The sequence below is a fragment of the Streptococcus sp. TATVAM-FAB8 genome (genome assembly GCF_046592795.1).
GTDB lineage: Bacteria > Bacillota > Bacilli > Lactobacillales > Streptococcaceae > Streptococcus > Streptococcus ruminicola.
This window is the reverse complement of record NZ_JAWVPQ010000006.1, coordinates 43,503-63,847: the sequence shown is the minus strand read 5'-3', so window position 1 is coordinate 63,847 and position 20,345 is coordinate 43,503. Positions and strand designations below refer to the sequence as shown.

Sequence of the window (20,345 nt, the reverse complement as noted above, 5' to 3'; positions counted from 1 at the left end):
CTTCTAAATTACTCAGAACACAAGCTTATTTGTGTTTAAAGTCCGAAATGTTAGGTTTCGGGCTATTTTTTGCAGTTATAGTTGACAAATGTAGACGATAGAAATATAATAAATTTACAAATGTAAACCAAAAAAGATATTTAGAAAGGAATACTATGTCAATTTCAAAATCAGAATGGGAGATCATGCGCGTGATTTGGACCAAAGATGCGGCAACGAGTGGTCAGATTCTTGATATTCTAGGTGAAAAAAATAGCTGGACAGCCTCAACAGTTAAGACTTTTTTGAAACGTCTAGTTGATAAAGGTTACTTGACAAGAAAAAGGTCTGGTAAAGCTTTTCTTTACTCAAGTCTTTTGTCTGAGCAAGAAGCTATGAACCAGCAGGCTGATGATTTATTTGATAAGTTTTGTCAGCGCAAGCACAAGACTATTCTTGAACATTTGCTAAAAGAAACGCCAATGACACTTTCTGACATTGCTGATTTACAAGCTCTGCTATCATCCAAAGAAAAAGAAGCTTTGGATGAAGTGCCGTGTAATTGTATTCCTGGACAATGTCGTTGTAAAGAACACCTTGGTCTTTAATGGTTGATTTGTGAGATTTCTGATAGAAAGGTATCTTATGGAAAAAGAAGAAGTCTTTGTCATTGACGGTATGACTTGTGCGGCTTGTGCTTTAACCGTCGAGAATGCTGTCAATAAAATAGATCATGTCGATTCAGCGGTTGTTAATCTGACAACAGAGAAGATGACTGTACGCTATAATCCTGACTTAGTTAGTGAAGCTGAGATTGAAAAAGCTGTTGTGGATGCTGGGTATGGCGCTTGTGTCTTTGACCCAACAACAGCTAAAAGCCAATCAGAACGCCAGAGCGAAGCCACTCATAATATGTGGCATAAGTTTTTGTGGTCAGCGGCTTTTGCGATTCCCTTGCTTTATCTCTCGATGGGCAGCATGATGGGATTGTGGGTGCCGAAGGCTATTGGCATGAGTGAGCATCCTTTGATGTTTGCGCTGGTTCAGCTTGCATTGACTTTACCAGTCATGTACTTTGGACGCCGTTTTTATGTTAATGGTTTTCGTGCTTTGTTAAAAGCACATCCTAATATGGATTCTTTAGTCGCTCTGGCAACGAGCGCAGCATTTCTTTATAGTCTTTACAGCACTTACCACATCATTCTTGGGCATGTTCACCACGTGCATATGCTTTATTTTGAGTCTGTTGCTGTGATTTTGACCTTGATTACTTTGGGAAAATATTTTGAAACCTTGTCGAAAGGTCGAACATCCGATGCCATCCAAAAATTATTAACTTTATCTGCTAAAGAGGCGACTCTTATCCGTGATGGAGTTGAGCAGACAATCCCAATTGATCAGGTTCAAGTAGGTGACCTTATCTTGGTCAAACCAGGTGAAAAAATTCCTGTTGATGGTTATGTGGTGTCAGGACATTCGGCTATCGATGAATCAATGTTGACGGGTGAAAGTATTCCAGTAGAGAAAGTGGCGGATGATAAGGTATTTGGTGCTTCAATCAATGGTCAAGGTTCCTTAACCATTCGTGCTGAAAAAGTCGGTGATGAGACCCTCTTAGCTCAAATCATTAAATTGGTCGAAGATGCCCAACAAACCAAAGCACCGATTGCTAAGATTGCCGATAAGGTTGCTGGTGTTTTTGTGCCAGCAGTTATGACTATTGCTTTGGTCACTTTCTTATTCTGGTATTTTGCCAAGGGTGAAAGTTTCGTCTTTGCCCTCCAAGTCGCTATCGCCGTTTTGGTGATTGCTTGTCCATGTGCTCTTGGACTTGCCACACCAACAGCCATCATGGTCGGAACTGGTCGAGGCGCTGAAAATGGGATTCTTTATAAACGTGGTGATGTCCTTGAAAATGCTCATCACATTGATACTATGGTCTTTGATAAGACAGGAACCATCACGCAAGGAAAACCACAAGTCGTTGATATTATTGCCTATCATGGTGACGAAAGTAAGCTACTTGGCCAGGTCGCATCCATTGAAAAATATTCAGAACACCCACTTAGTCAGGCGATTGTGGAAAAAGCTAGCGCTGAAAAACTTGTTTTAGCAGAAGTTGAAAATTTCACTTCTCTAACAGGACGAGGTTTACAAGCTGACCTTGCTGGGCAGACCATTTACGTTGGTAACCGCAGGTTGATGGAAGAGTTACAAGTTGACTTGACAGCAAGTGAAACAGCGGTGCTGGCTGCGACCCAAAAAGGTCAAACTCCGATTTACATCTCGGCTAATGGACAACTGCTAGGAGTGATTACCGTAGCAGATTTGCTAAAAGCAGACAGCAAGGAGACCGTCGCCAAATTGCAAAGTCAAGGCATTGATGTTGTTTTATTAACAGGAGACAACAGCAAAACTGCGCAAGCTATTGCCAAACAAGCTGGCATCAAGACTGTGATTAGCGAAGTCTTGCCTGACCAAAAAACACAAGCTATCAAGGATTTGCAGAGCCAAGGAAAAATGGTTGCTATGGTCGGTGATGGCATTAACGATGCACCAGCGCTAGCAGTAGCTGACATTGGGATTGCAGTAGGTTCAGGAACTGATATTGCTATCGAGTCAGCAGATATTATTCTGATGAAACCAGAAATTTCTGATGTTCTAAGAGCTTTAAGCATCAGTCGTTTGACGATTAAAGTGGTTAAGGAAAATCTCTTCTGGGCATTCATCTACAATATTCTAGCGATTCCAGTTGCAATGGGAGTCTTGTATCTCTTTGGTGGGCCTTTGCTTAATCCAATGATTGCAGGACTTGCTATGGGCTTTAGTTCAGTGTCAGTGGTTCTAAATGCCCTTCGCTTAAAATACATGACATTAAAATAAAGGAGTTTCTCATGGAAAAAACATATGAAGTAACAGGCATGAAATGCCAAGGTTGTGTCACAAAAGTGACTGAAAAATTATCAGCTGTTCCTGGCGTGAAAGCAGTTAATGTTGATTTAGAGAAAAAACAAGCCACTATCACAGGACGTCCATTTAAGTTCTTTTTAAAACGTGCGCTTAAAGGAACAAAGTTTAGCCTTGGAAAAGAAATTAAGTAAAATTTAGAAAAACAGAGCTTGCTCTGTTTTTTTACTTCTTTAAAAATGATAAACTAGTCTAGTAAGAAAAAATATAGTTTGGAATCAAAATGACGATGAATGTTTGGGATTTATTAAGTATCATTGGTTCTATCGCCTTTGCTTTATCTGGAGCAATCGTCGCGATGGAAGAAGATTTTGACATACTTGGGATTTTTATCCTTGGTTTTGTGACTGCCTTTGGTGGCGGAGCTATTCGTAATCTTTTGATTGGTTTGCCGATTAGCGCCCTCTGGTCTCAGAGTCAGTGTTTTTATTTTGCCTTGGCAGCCATGTTATTTATCATGGTATTTCCAAATATCATTACTCACAAAGGTTGGCGAAAAGCAGAAGTCTTGACGGATGCTATTGGTCTTGCGGCTTTTAGTGTTCAAGGAGCCATGTATGCTGTTAAACTTCATCAACCTTTAAGCGCTGTGATTGTCGCAGCTGTTTTGACTGGTGCAGGTGGCGGGATTGTCCGAGATATCTTAGCTGGTCGAAAACCAAGTGTGCTTAGAAGTGAAGTATACGCTGGTTGGGCAATTTTAGCGGCGCTTGCGATTTATTTTAAAATCGTTCATAATGATCCAGGCTATTATGTATTAGTTTTAATTCTGACAATCTTACGTATGATAGGCTACTGGCGTCAGTGGCATTTGCCAAAAATTAAACGGAAGGTCACTAAAAATGATTAAATTAATTGCAATCGATTTAGATGGAACATTACTTAATTCAGATAAAAAAATTCCTGAAGAAAATGTCAAAGCAATCCAAAAAGCGGCACAAGCAGGGGTAAAAATTGTTCTTTGTACAGGACGTCCAAAGTCAGGAATTCTTCCATTTTTTGAAAAATTGGGCTTGGATGATGAAGAATATATCATCATGAATAATGGTTGCACCATTTACAATACCAAAAATTGGGAACTTGTTTTTCATGCTCAAGTCACAAATGAAGAGCTAGATAAATTGAATGAAGCTGTTGCTAATTACCCAGATGTTTGCTTAACCCTGACAGGTGAAAAACATTATTACGCTGTAGGTGAAGAAGTTCCAGAACTTGTCCAATACGATGCTGGTCTTGTCTTTGATACCGCTCATGCAGTCACACTTGATGAGATGAAGGCGACAGACGAAATCATCTTCCAAGCTATGTACATGGCAAAAGCGCCACAATTAAATCCATTTCAAGAAGCAAAAGAAACAGCTTTGGCTAAAGAATTTAGTGTGGTTCGTAGCCAAGAATATATCTTTGAAGCTATGCCAAAAGGCTACACTAAAGCAACAGCGCTTAAAGCTTTGTCAGAAAAACTTGGCTTCTCACCAGAGCAAGTCATGGCACTTGGCGATGCTGCCAACGACCTTGAAATGCTTGAATTTGCTTATCATAGCGTTGCTATGGGAAATGCGACAGACGAAGTCAAATCTATTTGCCGCTACGAAACAACAACTAATGACAATGCCGGAGTAGCTCAGGCTATTTACGATTATGTCTTGAAATAATAAAAATACCGACCTAATTGTGGTCGGTATTTTCTTCTTATAAGAAAAGTGGCAAACCGATTGCAGCTACTTCCTCGGCAGGGATACGCATGTCATCAGCTACCCAGTTTGAAAGAACTGAGATGATGGCGTTACTCCAGAAAGAATTTGTGTAGCGTGAATCATGTTTTTTCTTGAACCTTTGGTAAGCTTTTAATCGTTTAGAGACGATGCCCGTCAAGAGTTTTTCAAGGTGTTGTTCAAAAATTAAGCCAAGAACTTGTGCCTCTTTTTTGGCTTCATTCAGAATGAAAAGCCAAGCTTGGGAGAGCTGACTTTTCAAATCAAATGCTTTGAGACCACGAAAAATGCGACGAACGATTTGGGTTAGAATAGACTCTAAAATAGCTTCTTTAGACTTATAATTACGGTAGAAAGCGTTGCGTGAGACACCAGCTTTGGCAACGAGTTCTGAAATCGTAATTTGGCTCAAGGTTTTCTTTTCAAGAAGGAGCAAAAGTGCAGTTTCTAGCGCTTCACGTGTCAATTTTCGTGATTCTTTATTAGAAACTTTCAAATTTTGCAAGGACTTTTTTGAAATTGTCTTTTCCGTCATGACAAAACCCTCTTACTTGTGACATCTGATTGTTTTTAATACTAAGATAAAGGCATTAATGATATAATTTTAGGTGAAAATAGTTTGTTTGTCAAATGAATTTAAATCTCGAATGGATTGGAGGAAATAGATATGACTTGGAAAATTGTGACTGATTCAGGTTGTGACCTTCGACGTATTGAAGAGCTTGCAGAACACACAGAATTTCAAAATGTCCCACTAACAATTCAAATTGGTTCAGAAATTTTTGTGGATGATGAAGGATTGGACGTTGCTAATATGATGACAACCATGTACGCAAGTCCTGTTTCATCAAAATCAAGTTGCCCTAGCCCAGATGCTTTCTTACAAGCTTACCAAGGTGCTGAAAATGTTATTGCCATCACGATTACAGGTAATCTTTCAGGAAGTCAAAATAGTGCTCAGGTTGCAAAACACATGCTTTTGGAGGAACATCCAAATGTCAATGTTCATGTTATAGACTCTTTGTCTGCAGGTGGTGAGATTGATTTAATCGTTGAAGAATTAAATCGTTTGATTGCTAAAGGCCTAAGCTTTGATGAAGTGGTCGAAGCTATCACGGCTTATCAAGAAAAGACAAAATTGTTGTTTGTTTTGGCACGTGTGGATAACCTTGTCAAAAATGGACGTTTGAGTAAGCTGGTCGGGAAAGTTGTTGGACTTTTGAACATTCGCATGGTTGGTAAGGCAAGTGACGAAGGAAAATTGGAACTCCTTCACAAAGCGCGTGGTCAAAAGAAAGCTGTTCAAGCAACCGTTGAGGAAATGTTTAAAGAAGGTTACCAAGGTGGCAAGGTTATGATTGCTCACGCAAATAACGAAAAAGCTTGTCAACAATTGAGTGACAAAATCAAAGAAAAATACCCACAAGCTGATGTTCGCTTTATCCCAGCATCAGGTCTTTGCAGCTTTTACGGTGAAGATGGCGGTATTTTATTAGGATACGAAACAGTGTAAGTCAATATAAAACTGCATGAGTATGACTCATGCAGTTTTTGCATACTAATGAAAAAAGTCTTAAATAAAATCAATTTCAAGCCATTATTGCCGCAATTTGATTTTAGGACTGTTTGCGAGTGAAATGAGCAACAAAAAAGATACTTTCACACGGCAGAAAGTATCAGAAAATGAGTTTATTTCTAGTCTTGATGAAAAATCAAGACTTATTTTTCTTATGATTAAGTGAACTGTATTTTGAAATAGCAATTAAGGTTGTTAGTGTGATGACAATATCCATAAGTAAAGCAGGATAAGCTTTAATAGTGAAGTCATAAAATGCCCAGAGTAGCATATTTTCAACAGTAACCCAGCGTAGCCATTGCACTTTATCAGTTGCAAAAGAGACGATAGTATACGATACTGAAGAAATTAACGGAAGTAAGCCAAACAAACCAAGGTTGTTAAAATAAGTCCCCGCAGAAACTTGGATAATCACTAAAATAATGGTTGTGTAGATGGAATCCCAGTGTTTAATCATTAACGTGTTACGAATAATAGACACGCTGATAGAGATGGCGCCAGTGTAACCACCGAGTAAAAAATTAGCAATCATCGTAAAGAAATAATCCGATAATTGCCAAGTTAACATAGTTTTTTTCGTTTTAGCAAATGATGAAATGGCTAAGCAAGTTGCACCAATTGCTGAGAAGATAAATCCAATTGAAATCATTAATAGCTATAATAAGTGTTAGTACCATCAGTTGTAACTGATGTAGGAGTGCGAGAGGCATTGTTTGGGTCAATAGTAGACTCAGTTGTGCTGTCAGAAGATGCAGCAGTATCTGTAGTTGCTGTATTGGCAGCAGCAATAGCGTTAGAAACAGCATCAAGACGTGCTTGAAGTTGATCTTTAATAGCTTGGTTAGTTAGCACATCAATCGCAGCTTGAGCAGCAGCGACATTGTCGCTTGTTTGATTGTCTTCAGCAGTTTTTACAGCATTTTCAGCATTTGTTTGATTTGTCACTTCAGCAGAAACAACATCTAGTTGAGATTGGAAATCTGTTTTCTTAGCTTCATCAGAGATTTTGTTGATAGCCGCTTGTGCATTTGTCACAGCTTCAGCAGATGGATTAGCTTGAGCAGCTGATAACAATTCTTGGGCTTTAGCTTCTAAGTCAGCTTGACTAGAAGAGGAAGAACTGATTGAGCTTTTTGGTTGTGAACTTGACGTATTAGTCTTTGTATTACCAAAGAAAAGGTAAATACCACCAGCAAAGGCAATTAAAATGATACTTAGAATAAAATAAGTAACTTCACTTTTTGAGGCTTTCATGAAAACTCCTTCTATAATAAAATAAATGCGATGTGATAAAGAAGTTGTTATCACATTTTTTTGATAATAAACGTATTTAGTAGCATTCTGTGGCAAGCACAGCGTCCTTAACTATTATAACATATAAATGACAGCGCATTAATTTTTTTCTAAAAAGCTCCCTCAAATTTTAGTCTTTTTATCATTTATGTTTAGAAATGGCTGCTAAAAGGGGGAAAATGACTGCTTATCTTAAAAGAGTAGTATTTTTCAGTTAGTTATCAATTTAGAAAAAGCTTAAAAAACACTTGTTTGTTTTCTTTGAATACATTAAAATGGAAGTATCGGGTTTTTCCGGTAAAATTATAATATTTGAGGATAAGACTGTGTCAGTAAATTGGCAAGAAATTGCTTTTGGTTTTTTTGGAGGTCTAGGACTCTTTCTCTTCAGTATTAAATATATGGGAGACGGTCTACAACAGGCTGCAGGAGACAGACTTCGTTTTTATATCGACAAATATACGAGTAATCCTTTCTTAGGAATTCTTGTTGGTTTAGCCATGTCAGCTCTAATCCAATCAAGTTCAGGGGTAACAGTTATCACTGTTGGTCTTGTGTCAGCAGGACTTTTAACCTTGCGACAAGCGATTGGTATTGTCATGGGAGCCAATATCGGGACGACTGTAACGTCCTTTCTGATTGGTTTTAATTTGGGTGACTATGCGCTCCCAATGATTTTTATTGGTGCCGCTTTGTTATTCTTCACGTCAAACCGACGTTTGAACAATATCGGACGTATCATCTTTGGTGTTGGAGGAATTTTCTTCTCACTTAACATCATGGGTGACGCCATGGGACCATTAAAAACTGTTCCAGCCTTTCAGGATTATTTAGCAACCTTAGGTGACAAACCGATTATGGGTGTTTTGATTGGGACTGGATTGACCATGCTTATCCAATCATCAGCTGCCATTATTGGTATTTTACAAGGGTTATATGCAGGTCATTTGCTTGACCTTCAAGGCTCAATTCCTATTCTTTTAGGAAGTAATATCGGTACTTGTATCACAGCCGTGCTAGCAGCGATTGGTTCAAATATCGCAGCCAAACGTGTGGCTGGTGCTCACGTTCTCTTCAACGTTGTCGGAACAGTGCTCTTTATGATTCTTTTGGTGCCATTTACTAGCTTGATGCAATGGATGGAAGTTCATTTCAAATTGACGCCAGCCATGACGGTTGCCTTTGCCCACGGAACCTTTAACATTACAAATACCATCTTGCTCTTCCCATTCATTGGAACCTTGGCATTTGTTGTGACAAAATTAATTCCTGGTGAAGATGAAGCTGCTAAATACAAAGCTGTTTACCTTGATAAGATTATTCTAAAACAAGCGCCAGCTATTGCCCTTGGTAATGCTAAAAAACAATTGATTCACTTGGGTGCCTTTGCCACACAAGCCTTTGAAGCAGCATTCTTGTTTGTTGAAACATGTAATGAAAAATACGCTGATAAGACACAAAAATTTGAAGATACTATCAATAATGTCGATGAAGAATTGACTAAATATTTGATTGACCTTTCAAGTGAACAATTGAATCAACACGAAAGTGAAATTTTATCAAGTATCTTAGATTCATCACGTGATTTGGAACGTATCGGTGACCACAGTATCAGCTTGGTGCATTTGATGGAGCATAATATTTCAAAAGATATTACTTTCTCTCCAGTTGCTGTTCAAGAAATCGATCAACTTTACCATGAAACACATCGCATGATTTTGGATTCATTGAAAGTTGTTATTGATAACGATCTGCCTTTAGCAAATGAGTTGGTAGATCGTCACAAAGATATCGCTCATTTGGAACGTCGCATCCGTAAGAATCACATCAAACGCATGAACAACGGTGAATGTACACCACTTGCAGGGGTTAACTTCATCGATTTGATTACACCATGTACACGTATCACAGATCACGCACTTAACTTGGTTGAAAAAGTACTTGAAAATCAAATTTAATCATACATTTAATACCTTTGAACCTTTTTGGGTTTGAAGGTATTTTTTTGAATACCAATTTAGAATTGGTCTAATTTTGGTATATACCATTTACAAAAAAGCGCTTTTATTTTATAATATAAGCATGGAGGCGATTCAAATGACAAAATATATCAAAGCAGATGAATTTTACTATCCTTACCATGTTAAAGGTGCAGGTTACCTTGCTATCGAAGGCGATTCTTTTGGTGATTGGCAAGCAGAAGCACCGCATGGCGCAGACATTATAGATTATACAGGTTTTAGTGTGGCACCTGGTTTAGTAGACACACATATCCATGGCTTTGCTGGTGTTGATGTCATGGACAATCATCAAGAGGTTTTTGAAACAATGAGTAAGGCTCTTTTGGGAGCTGGTGTTACAAGCTTTTTACCAACAGCTTTGACAGCATCATTTGAGACATTAGATGATATTTGTCGTACGGCAGCTGATTTTGCTGGTAAAGAAAGCGGTGCGCGTATCCAAGGACTTTTCTTTGAAGGACCTTATTTTACAGAAAAATACAAAGGGGCTCAAAACCCGTCTTATATGAAAAATCCTTCAACAGCAGAACTTGATCAATGGCTTGAAAGTTCAAAAGGATTATTGAAAAAAATTGCTTTAGCACCTGAACGAGACGAAGTTGAAGACTTTATCGATTATGCGACTCGTAAAAATGTGATTGTAGCTCTAGGACATTCAGATGCTACTTACCAGCAAGCAGCGCAAGCAGTCGAAGCAGGGGCATCTGTTTGGGTTCATGCTTATAATGGTATGCGTGGCCTTAATCACCGTGAGCCAGGAATGGTCGGTGCAGTTTATGAACTACCAAATACCTATGCCGAGTTGATTTGTGATGGGCATCATGTGCATCCATCAGCATGTGATATTTTGATGCATCAAAAAGACCACGAACATGTTGTTTTGATTACGGATTGCATGAGTGCTGGTGGTCTTAAAGATGGTGATTATATGCTCGGAGAATATCCTGTTATCGTTGAAAAAGGAACAGCACGTTTGAAATCAAACGGTGCCCTTGCAGGTTCTATTCTTCAGTTGAAGGATGCTGTTAAAAATGTGGTTAATTGGGGAATTGCCTCAAAAGCGCAAGCTATTAGCATGGCAAGTCTCACAGCAGCAATCTCAGTTGGCATCGACGATAAATGCGGTCAAATCAAAAAAGGACACAAAGCTGATTTTATCGTTCTAGACAAAGACCTTGATTTACGAGCAACGTACCTAGGCGGACAAGAAGCCTGGAAAGCGTAATAGACTAAAAGTTGAATTTACAGTAGTAGATTCAGCTTTTTTGATATTTACTAGACACTCAAATGCATTTGTGCTAAAATAGCTGGTAAAGAGAGAGAGCCTCATGGTGTTTCTTAGCGAGTCCGAGGTGGTGGAAGTCGGATGAAACTGAAGTGAGTCGCTGGCGCTTTCGCTTAGCAATGCTAAGTTAAAATCAGATAAATGAAGTAATAAAATAGGGTGGAACCGCGTTTTAACGCCCCTTATGAGGTATCATATGGGTGTGTTGGCGGTTTTTTATATTGTAAAAAAGCTGATTTCCTTAGATACTTCGCAAAAACTAAGTTAACAAAATAAGGAGTAGATGTATGTCTAAAAAATTGACTTTCCAAGAAATTATTTTGACTTTGCAACAATTTTGGAACGACCAAGGTTGTATGTTAATGCAAGCTTACGATAATGAAAAAGGTGCTGGTACAATGAGCCCTTACACATTCCTTCGTGCCATCGGTCCAGAACCATGGAATGCAGCTTATGTAGAACCATCACGTCGTCCTGCAGATGGTCGTTACGGTGAAAACCCTAACCGTCTTTACCAACACCACCAATTCCAAGTTGTTATGAAACCATCTCCATCTAACATTCAAGAACTTTACCTTGAATCATTGGAACGTTTGGGAATCAACACTTTGGAACACGATATTCGTTTCGTTGAAGATAACTGGGAAAACCCATCAACTGGTTCAGCTGGTCTTGGATGGGAAGTTTGGCTTGACGGTATGGAAATCACTCAATTTACTTACTTCCAACAAGTTGGTGGTTTGCAAACTGGTCCTGTAACTTCAGAAGTTACTTACGGTCTTGAACGTTTGGCATCATACATCCAAGAAGTGGATTCAGTTTATGATATCGAATGGGCTCCAGGTGTAAAATACGGTGAAATCTTCCTTCAACCAGAATTTGAACACTCAAAATACTCATTTGAAATTTCTAACCAAGACATGCTTCTTGAAAACTTTGAAAAATTTGAAACTGAAGCAAAACGTTGCTTGGAAGAAAACTTGGTTCACCCAGCTTACGATTACGTTTTGAAATGTTCACACACGTTCAACTTGCTTGATGCGCGTGGAGCTGTTTCTGTAACAGAACGTGCTGGTTACATCGCTCGTATCCGTAACTTAGCTCGTGTCGTTGCTAAAACATTTGTTGCTGAACGTAAACGCCTTGGTTACCCATTGCTTGATGAAGCAACACGTGAAAAACTTTTGAAGGAGGATGCTGAATAATGGCTAAAAATTTACTTGTAGAACTTGGTTTAGAAGAATTACCAGCTTATGTTGTTACTCCAAGTGAAAAACAACTTGGCGACCGCATGGCAGCATTTTTGAAAGAAAAACGTTTGGCTTTTGAAGGCATTCAAACCTTCTCAACACCACGTCGTTTGGCTGTTCGTGTTCTTGGACTTGCAGATGCTCAAACTGATTTGACAGAAGACTTCAAAGGTCCTTCTAAAAAAATTGCTTTGGATGCTGAAGGTAATTTTACAAAAGCTGCTCAAGGTTTTGTTCGTGGTAAAGGTTTGACAACTGATGACATCGAATTCCGCGAAGTCAAAGGTGAAGAATATGTCTACGTTACAAAACACGAAGCAGGAAAAGCTGCTAAAGAAGTCCTTGTTGACATTCCAGAAATTTTGTCAGCTATGACTTTCCCAGTAAACATGCACTGGGCAAACAATACATTTGAATACATTCGCCCAGTTCACACATTGACTGTACTTCTTGATGACGAAGCTCTTGACCTTGACTTCTTGGATATCCACTCAGGTCGCGTGAGCCGTGGTCACCGTTTCCTTGGTCACGAAACAGAAATCGCAACTGCTGATTCATACGAAGAAGATTTGCGTAAAGTCTTTGTTATCGCTGATGCTAAAGAACGTCAAGACATGATTGTTAGCCAAATCAAAGCTATCGAAAAAGCTGAAAACGTTCGTGTTGAAATCGATGACGAATTGCTTAATGAAGTGCTTAACTTGGTTGAATACCCAACTGCCTTCATGGGAAGCTTCGATACTAAATACCTTGAAGTTCCAGAAGAAGTGCTTGTGACATCAATGAAAAACCACCAACGTTACTTCGTTGTTCGTGACCTTGATGGTAACTTGATGCCAAACTTCATCTCAGTTCGTAACGGTAACGAAAAACACATTGAAAACGTTATTAAAGGTAACGAAAAAGTGCTTGTCGCTCGTTTGGAAGATGGTGAATTCTTCTGGCGTGAAGACCAAAAACTTAATATCGCTGACCTTGTCGCTAAACTTGATAACGTAACATTCCATGAAAAAATTGGTTCACTTTCAGAACACATGAAACGCAGCAAAGTGATTGCTGCTTACCTTGCTGAAAAAGCTGGCGCTTCTGCTGAAGAAAGCAAAGCACTTGCACGAGCTGCCGAAATCTATAAATTTGACCTATTGACTGGTATGGTTGGTGAATTTGACGAATTGCAAGGTATTATGGGTGAAAAATATGCCCTTCTTGCTGGTGAAGATGCCGCAGTAGCAACAGCTATTCGCGAACACTACCTTCCAAACTCAGCTGATGGTGACCTTCCAGAAACTAAAGTTGGTGCACTTTTGGCACTTGCTGATAAATTGGATACAATCCTATCATTCTTCTCAGTTGGCTTGATTCCATCAGGTTCAAACGACCCATACGCTCTTCGTCGTGCGACAGCTGGTGTGGTTCGTATCATGGATGCCTTTGGTTTGAAAATTCCAATGGATGAATTGGTTGACAACCTTTACGCTTTGGAATTTGATAGCTTGACATACGAACACAAAGCAGAAGTAATGGACTTCATTCGTGCACGTGTTGAAAAAATGATGAACAAATCAGTTTCTAAAGACATTAAAGAAGCTGTTCTTGCTGGTTCAAACTTTGTTGTTGCTGAAATGCTTGAAGCTGCTGACGCTCTTGTTGAAGCAAGCAAAGTAGAAGGCTACAAAGCCGCTGTTGAAAGTCTTTCACGTGTCTTCAACCTTGCTGAAAAAGCACAAGCAGGTGTAGTAGTTGATGCTAACTTGTTTGAAAATGATGAAGAAAAAGCTTTGGCACAAGCCGCAGCTGACCTAAACTTGGCTGGTTCTGCTAGCGATAAATTGGCACAATTATTTGCTCTAAGCTCAGTTATCGACAAATTCTTTGACAATACAATGGTTATGGTGGATAATGAAGCTGTTAAAAATAACCGCTTAGCTATTCTTGCTGAATTGACAGCAAAAGCAAGCAGCGTTGCCGCATTTAACAAATTGAATACCAAATAAGCTTAAGAAATCTACTCTTTGAGTAGATTTCTGGCGTATATCAGACTTCTTAGTTTAGAGGTTTTGGTAAATTATAGAAAGGAAATAACGTTTAAACATAATTTAGACGTTAGGTGAGTCTTACTCATGAATGAAAAAAAGATTCAACGTATTAATGAACTTGCACGCAAGAAAAAAACAGTTGGTTTGACTGGTCCAGAAAAAGTTGAACAAGCTAAATTGCGTAAAGAGTATATTGAAGGTTACCGTCATTCACTTCTTCACCACATCGCTGGTATTAAAATCGTCGATGAAGATGGAAATGATGTGACACCAGAAAAACTTCGTCAATTGCAACGTGAACGTGGTTTGCACGGTCGTAGCCTTGACGATCCAAATTCATAAGAAATCGCTCAGCTATGTTTAGCTGGGCTTTTTTAGAAACTGCTTACAAGAAAGCAAATGACAATTTAATTTAAAAAGTCAAGTTTTTTATGATATAATAGAATCCGAACAATAATACTTTAAGTCCTTAAAAACAGAAAGGTTTCACTCATGACATTTGATGCTATTGATCAGTTGGCAGTAAACACTGTCCGTACGCTCTCAATTGATGCCATTCAGGCAGCCAATTCAGGTCACCCAGGCCTTCCAATGGGAGCTGCACCTATGGCTTACGTTCTTTGGAATCATGTAATGAATGTTAATCCAAAGACAAGTCGTTCTTGGTCTAACCGCGACCGTTTCGTATTGTCTGCAGGTCACGGTTCTGCTCTTTTGTATAGCCTACTTCACTTATCAGGCTACGATGTAACAATCGATGACTTGAAGAACTTCCGTCAATGGGGTTCAAAAACACCAGGTCACCCAGAAGTTAACCACACTGATGGTGTAGAAGCAACTACAGGACCACTTGGTCAAGGTATCGCTAACGCTGTTGGTATGGCAATGGCAGAAGCTCACTTAGCTGCTAAATTTAACAAACCAGGCTTTGATATTGTAGACCACTACACTTATGCTTTGCATGGTGATGGTTGTTTGATGGAAGGTGTCAGCCAAGAAGCTGCTAGTCTTGCAGGTCACTTAAAACTTGGTAAATTAGTCCTTCTTTACGATTCAAATGACATCTCACTTGATGGTCCAACATCAAAAGCCTTTACAGAAGATATTAAAGGTAAATTCGAAGCTTACGGTTGGCAACACATCTTGGTTAAAGATGGTAACGACCTTGAAGCTATTGCTAAAGCTATCGAAGAAGCTAAAGCTGAAACAGAAAAACCATCTATCATCGAAGTGAAAACAATCATTGGTTTCGGTGCTGAAAAACAAGGGACATCAGCTGTTCACGGTGCCCCTCTTGGTGTTGATGGAATTGCTTATGCTAAAAAATCTTACGGTTGGGAATATCCAGAATTCACAGTACCAGAAGAAGTTGCTAAACGCTTTGAAGTTGGTATTAAATTCCGTGGTGAAGCTGCTGAAAACGCATGGGAAACTAAATTCCGTGAATACGAAGCTGCTTATCCAGAATTAGCTGCTGAATACAAAGCTGCATTTGCTAACAAACCAGTTGACGTGAAACTTGACGACTTCGAACTTGGAACTAGCCTTGCTAGCCGTTCATCAAGTCAACAAGCTATCCAACAAATCTCAGCTCAAGTCCCATCATTCTGGGGTGGTTCAGCTGACCTTTCTGCATCAAATAATACAATGGTCAAAGTAGAATCTGATTTCCAACCAGATAACTACCTTGGTCGTAACATCTGGTTTGGTGTTCGTGAATTCGCTATGGCTGCTGCAATGAACGGTATCGCTCTTCATGGTGGTACTCGTGTTTATGGTGGTACATTCTTCGTATTCTCAAACTACCTACTTCCAGCTGTTCGTATGGCTGCTCTTCAACAATTACCAACTGTCTATGTGATGACACACGACTCAATCGCTGTTGGTGAAGATGGTCCAACACACGAACCAATTGAACAATTAGCTAGCGTTCGTTCTATGCCTAACCTTAACGTTATCCGTCCAGCAGATGGTAACGAAACAAATGCTGCATGGAAACGTGCTCTTGCTGAAACAACTCGTCCAACAATGCTTATCTTAACTCGTCAAAATCTTCCTGTTCTTGAAGGAACAAAAGAATTGGCAGAAGAAGGTTTGAACAAAGGTGCTTACATCCTTTCAGAAGCTAAAGGTGACCTTGACGGTATCCTTATCGCTACAGGTTCTGAAGTGAAATTGGCTCTTGATACTCAAGCTGCTTTGGAAGCTAAAGGTGTTCACGTTCGCGTGGTTTCAATGCCAGCACAAAACATCTTTGACGAACAAGATGCTGCTTATAAAGAAAGTATCCTTCCATCTAACGTTACAAAACGTTTGGCAATCGAAGCTGGTTCAAGCTTTGGTTGGGGCAAATATGTTGGTCTCCAAGGTAAAACTCTTACAATCGATACTTGGGGAGCTTCTGCACCAGGTGCTAAAATCTTTGAAGAATATGGATTCACAGTTGATAACGCTGTTAGCCTTTACGAATCATTGTAATCCTTAATAATTCATGATAGAAAGTCCTTGCTTTTGGCAAGGGCTTTTTATAATGATTTGACAAATGGTGTAAGAAAGGGTAAGATATTGTAAAGATTATTTGTGTTACTTCAATAGTACAAATGTATTTAATTTGGGAGAGGGGGAGATTTAATGGATGAAAGATGTAGCAAGCTATATTCAGCTATTAAAGTCGCTTATGAAGATATGGTCGTTAGACAGGACGTGAAATTATCTAAAATTTTGCTGTCGGCGTCTAATGAAGTGATTAAGAGTAGAGATGCTGGTTTATGCGCTTTGCATTTAGACCGTGACTTGAATCTTTACAGTGCTCATACTGATTTAACACTCCCACGAGGTGTTGAGGAATTAAAAAAATTAACTCAAAAGTGGGCAGCAGAATATTATGAAAAAAAGGAAGTTTCAAAGTGGATAAAGCCACTTTGAGGAGATTAGGAGGAAAGAAAAAATGATTCGTTTTGAACATGTTTCAAAATTATACGGAGACAAGGAGGCACTTAGTGATTTAAATGTAACCATTGAAAATGGGGAAATTTTTGGTTTGATTGGTCATAATGGTGCTGGTAAAACAACGACTATCAGCATTTTAACGTCAATCATTGATGCGACTTATGGTGAAATTTATGTGGATGATTTGGCTTTATCAGAACATCGTGATGACATTAAAAAACGTATTGGTTATGTTCCAGATTCACCAGATTTATTCTTGAATTTGACAGCTAGTGAGTATTGGCATTTCTTGGCAAAGATTTACGGCGTTCCTGAAAAAGAGGTTGATGAACGTATTGACCGCTTATCACATTTATTTGATATTGCTGAGCATGTTAATGAGTTGATTGAAAGTTTCTCACATGGGATGCGTCAAAAAGTCATTGTGATTGGAGCTTTGATTTCAAATCCTGATATTTGGATTTTGGATGAGCCTTTAACTGGTCTTGACCCGCAAGCTTCTTTTGATTTGAAAGAGATGATGAAAGAGCATGCGCGTGGTGGCAATACCGTTCTTTTTTCAACACATGTCTTGGCTGTTGCAGAGCAATTGTGTGACCGTATTGGGATTTTAAAAGAAGGCAAATTGATTTTTGTTGGTTCTTTGGATGAGCTAAAAGCAAATTATCCTGACAAAGATTTGGAAAGCATTTACCTAGAACTTGCTGGACGCAAGGTGAAAGAGGGGTGAGTGTATGAACTGGTCAACTGTTAGGGAACTCGTTAAGATTAATATTCTTTACTCAAATCCCCAAACTGTAACGGCGGTTAAACGTAAGCAAGAAAAGAATCCGAGAAAAAATTTTTCAACTTATAAAAGTGTGATTCGTCAGCAAATATTTTTAAGTTTGTTCTTTGCGGTGATTTACATTTTTATGTATGCTAATCTTAATTTTAAGCATTATCCTGGTTACTTTTCTTTTTACACAGCGATTTTCTTTATCATGGCAACCTTGAATGCTTTCTCAGCCATGTATAGCATTTTTTACGAAAGCGATGATGTGAAGCTTTATGCTCACTTACCGATTAAATCCAGTGAGCTATATTTAGCAAAAGTGATTTCAAGTTTTGGGATGGGCGTGACGTTTTTGATGCCTTTGTTATCATTATTTTTCATCGCTTATTGGCAAATGGCAGGGCTATTTGTGGCAATTATTGCTACCGTGATTGTTTTTGGAATTCTCTTTACAGCTTCGACAGTATTAGCACTTTATGTGAATAGCTTGGTTGGTGGGGTGATTGTTCGCAGCAATCATCGTAAATTGATTTCAACAGTCTTGATGTCTCTTTCGACGATTGGCGCTGTCGGAACGATTCTTTATATGAATGTTGTCAACAGTAAAAATATGGGAAGTGACAGCTTGACGATTCCTGATCGTCCAATCATTCCTTATTTTAGAGGTTTTTATGACGTGGTTAATGCGCCATTTAGCTTGGCTGCACTGTTAAACTTCTATTTACCTTTAGTCGTTCTTTTAGCCTTAATGATTGGTTTGGTTAAATGGGCAATGCCAAATTATTACCAAAGTACTTTGTATGCTAGTCCTAAAAAAGCTAAAACTAAGAAGCAGACGAAAAAAACGTCAAAGAGCTCAACTTCTTTAACAAAGATGATGCTTCATCATCACCTTTCAACGCTTCAAAATGCAACCTTATTGACGCAAACTTATGTGATGCCTTTGATTTATGTGGTTGTTTTCCTAACACCAATGCTGACTAATGGGTTTACTTTAGCCAAGGTGTCTACGGATTATTTTGGTATTGCTTTGTTAGTTGGAGTCATTTTGGGAACAACTTGTGCTATGCCAACAACTTTACTAGGTGTCGGCATTTCACTTGAAAAAGAGAACTATAACTTTTTGAGAAGTTTACCACTTAACTTTAAAGCTTTCCTTGTTCAGAAGTTTGTGGTTTTAGCAGGACTTCAAGCTCTTGTTCCTGCTTGTGTTTACCTAGTCGTTGGCTTGGTTTTCTTACAGTTAAATGTACTTTTGATGCTAGCCTTTTTGGTAGGCTTGTGTGCAATGATTGTTGTCCAAGGTCAATTAATGTACTGGCGTGACTATAGAAATCTGAATCTGCTTTGGCAAGATGTGACCCAACTTTTTAATCGACATTCAGGTCAGTGGCTTGCTTTTGCGATTATGATGGCAGCTTATCTTCTTGGTGGTGGATTAGCAGTAGGTTTAGTTATTCTTGGCAATATTACACAGCAAATTCTACTGATTAACATGACGCTATCAATTGTTCTTTTGGTCTTAGTGCTTATTTCTCAAATCTTGATTAGTCATAAATTTTGGAAGAAAATCTCACATTAATTTCTAAAATCTCCTGAAATTAAGATGTGAATTAAAGTTGACTAAATACTTAGATAAAACCTTAGAAAAACAGTTCCTAGGACTGTTTTTTTAGTGTATAATAAGCGTATGAAACGTAATTTTGAATCAGTAAAACGCATTGTTATAAAAATCGGGACAAGTTCCCTTGTTATGCCAAATGGCAAAATAAATTTAGAAAAAATTGATCAGCTAGCCTTTGTTATCTCTAGTTTGATGAATAAAGGGATGGAAGTTGTCTTGGTATCATCTGGTGCCATGGGATTTGGACTTAATGTTCTTAATATGGATAAACGTCCAACAGAAATTGCACGACAACAGGCCGTATCAAGTGTCGGTCAGGTGGCTATGATGAGCCTTTATTCGCAAATCTTTTCACACTATCAGACGGAAGTTAGTCAGCTTTTGATTACACGTGATGTTATTGAGTATCCAGAAAGTTTGGCAAACTTCACCAACGCTTTTGAAACTCTTCTTTCAATGGGAATTGTTCCAATCGTTAATGAAAATGATGCTATCAGTGTTGATGAAATGGATCATGCCACAAAATTCGGAGACAATGACCGTTTGTCAGCCATTGTAGCTAAAGTGACTAAAGCTGATTTGTTAATCATGTTGTCAGATATTGATGGCCTTTATGATAAAAATCCAAATGTTTATGAAGATGCTAAACTTCGTGAACATGTTAGTGAAATCACTGATGAAATCATTAAGTCAGCTGGCGGTGCTGGTAGCAAATTTGGTACAGGTGGCATGCTTAGCAAGATTAAGAGTGCCCAAATGATTTTTGACAATAATAGTCAAATGATTTTGATGAATGGAGCTAATCCACGCGATATTTTACGTGCCCTTGATGGTGCTAATATCGGAACATGGTTTTCACAATCTAAGTAATTAAG

At 38.7% G+C, this 20,345-nt stretch carries 19 protein-coding genes; 16 read left to right on the top strand and 3 right to left on the bottom strand.

The genetic code is table 11. The features are described from left to right. Positions 1-155 precede the first annotated feature (155 nt). The 5 genes from SFC32_RS05025 to SFC32_RS05005 all read left to right on the top strand — a co-directional run bounded on the left by SFC32_RS05025 (position 156) and on the right by SFC32_RS05005 (position 4,601). Positions 156-587, top strand: a complete 432-nt coding sequence (locus SFC32_RS05025) for a CopY/TcrY family copper transport repressor (RefSeq protein ID WP_074603695.1) — start codon at positions 156-158, stop codon at positions 585-587. Between the two features lie 37 nt (positions 588-624). Beyond that, positions 625-2,862 carry a heavy metal translocating P-type ATPase gene (locus SFC32_RS05020; RefSeq protein WP_411049360.1) on the top strand — a complete coding sequence of 746 codons (2,238 nt, stop codon included), beginning with the start codon at positions 625-627 and terminating at the stop codon, positions 2,860-2,862. An 11-nt stretch (positions 2,863-2,873) separates the two neighbouring features. Continuing rightward, entirely contained in the window at positions 2,874-3,080 is a 207-nt protein-coding gene (locus SFC32_RS05015; protein WP_133017836.1) for a heavy-metal-associated domain-containing protein, read from the top strand. Positions 3,081-3,169: 89 nt separating this feature from the next. After that, the gene (locus SFC32_RS05010; RefSeq protein ID WP_039695927.1) at positions 3,170-3,796 is read left to right on the top strand and encodes a trimeric intracellular cation channel family protein; all 627 of its coding nucleotides are present in this window, start codon (positions 3,170-3,172) and stop codon (positions 3,794-3,796) included. Further along, complete coding sequence (locus SFC32_RS05005; protein ID WP_039695926.1) at positions 3,789-4,601, top strand: Cof-type HAD-IIB family hydrolase; 813 nt, start codon at positions 3,789-3,791, stop codon at positions 4,599-4,601. Before SFC32_RS05010 ends, SFC32_RS05005 begins: the two co-directional genes overlap by 8 nt. A gap of 37 nt (positions 4,602-4,638) precedes the next feature. Here the strand turns inward: SFC32_RS05005 and SFC32_RS05000 are convergent, their stop codons facing one another. After that, on the bottom strand, positions 4,639-5,196 hold the full coding sequence (locus SFC32_RS05000; protein WP_039695925.1) for a TetR/AcrR family transcriptional regulator: 558 nt from the start codon (positions 5,194-5,196) through the stop codon (positions 4,639-4,641). 132 nt (positions 5,197-5,328) lie between these two features. Here SFC32_RS05000 and SFC32_RS04995 point away from each other — a divergent pair, with 132 nt between their 5' ends. Next, a complete protein-coding gene (locus SFC32_RS04995; RefSeq protein WP_157628751.1) occupies positions 5,329-6,174 on the top strand; it encodes a DegV family protein in 846 nt (281 codons plus the stop codon). Between the two features lie 199 nt (positions 6,175-6,373). Here the strand turns inward: SFC32_RS04995 and SFC32_RS04990 are convergent, their stop codons facing one another. Then, positions 6,374-6,883 carry a YgjV family protein gene (locus tag SFC32_RS04990; protein ID WP_411049381.1) on the bottom strand — a complete coding sequence of 170 codons (510 nt, stop codon included), beginning with the start codon at positions 6,881-6,883 and terminating at the stop codon, positions 6,374-6,376. Positions 6,884-6,885: 2 nt separating this feature from the next. Continuing rightward, on the bottom strand, positions 6,886-7,491 hold the full coding sequence (locus SFC32_RS04985; protein ID WP_411049361.1) for a peptidase: 606 nt from the start codon (positions 7,489-7,491) through the stop codon (positions 6,886-6,888). Positions 7,492-7,856: 365 nt separating this feature from the next. Here SFC32_RS04985 and SFC32_RS04980 point away from each other — a divergent pair, with 365 nt between their 5' ends. From SFC32_RS04980 to proB, 10 genes are all read left to right on the top strand, one after another. Next, positions 7,857-9,488 (top strand): Na/Pi cotransporter family protein, encoded by a 1,632-nt coding sequence (locus tag SFC32_RS04980; RefSeq protein WP_133017839.1) that lies wholly within the window; start codon positions 7,857-7,859, stop codon positions 9,486-9,488. A gap of 139 nt (positions 9,489-9,627) precedes the next feature. Beyond that, complete coding sequence (gene nagA, locus SFC32_RS04975; RefSeq protein ID WP_411049362.1) at positions 9,628-10,776, top strand: N-acetylglucosamine-6-phosphate deacetylase; 1,149 nt, start codon at positions 9,628-9,630, stop codon at positions 10,774-10,776. 347 nt (positions 10,777-11,123) lie between these two features. Then, on the top strand, positions 11,124-12,041 hold the full coding sequence (gene glyQ / locus SFC32_RS04970) for a glycine--tRNA ligase subunit alpha (RefSeq protein ID WP_006531137.1): 918 nt from the start codon (positions 11,124-11,126) through the stop codon (positions 12,039-12,041). Next, the gene (gene glyS / locus SFC32_RS04965; protein WP_411049363.1) at positions 12,041-14,080 is read left to right on the top strand and encodes a glycine--tRNA ligase subunit beta; all 2,040 of its coding nucleotides are present in this window, start codon (positions 12,041-12,043) and stop codon (positions 14,078-14,080) included. The genes glyQ and glyS overlap by 1 nt, the downstream gene beginning before the upstream one ends. A gap of 126 nt (positions 14,081-14,206) precedes the next feature. Beyond that, positions 14,207-14,464, top strand: coding sequence for a DUF896 family protein (locus SFC32_RS04960; protein ID WP_039695920.1), 258 nt, complete (start codon positions 14,207-14,209; stop codon positions 14,462-14,464). Between the two features lie 150 nt (positions 14,465-14,614). Continuing rightward, positions 14,615-16,600 (top strand): transketolase, encoded by a 1,986-nt coding sequence (gene tkt, locus SFC32_RS04955; protein ID WP_074565104.1) that lies wholly within the window; start codon positions 14,615-14,617, stop codon positions 16,598-16,600. 153 nt (positions 16,601-16,753) lie between these two features. Next, the gene (locus SFC32_RS04950; RefSeq protein WP_039695918.1) at positions 16,754-17,047 is read left to right on the top strand and encodes a bacteriocin immunity protein; all 294 of its coding nucleotides are present in this window, start codon (positions 16,754-16,756) and stop codon (positions 17,045-17,047) included. Positions 17,048-17,069: 22 nt separating this feature from the next. Continuing rightward, positions 17,070-17,801, top strand: a complete 732-nt coding sequence (locus SFC32_RS04945) for an ABC transporter ATP-binding protein (protein WP_411049364.1) — start codon at positions 17,070-17,072, stop codon at positions 17,799-17,801. A 4-nt stretch (positions 17,802-17,805) separates the two neighbouring features. Then, positions 17,806-19,428 carry an ABC transporter permease gene (locus SFC32_RS04940; RefSeq protein ID WP_411049365.1) on the top strand — a complete coding sequence of 541 codons (1,623 nt, stop codon included), beginning with the start codon at positions 17,806-17,808 and terminating at the stop codon, positions 19,426-19,428. Between the two features lie 108 nt (positions 19,429-19,536). Next, on the top strand, positions 19,537-20,340 hold the full coding sequence (gene proB, locus SFC32_RS04935) for a glutamate 5-kinase (RefSeq protein ID WP_039695915.1): 804 nt from the start codon (positions 19,537-19,539) through the stop codon (positions 20,338-20,340). The last annotated feature ends 5 nt before the right edge of the window (positions 20,341-20,345 follow it).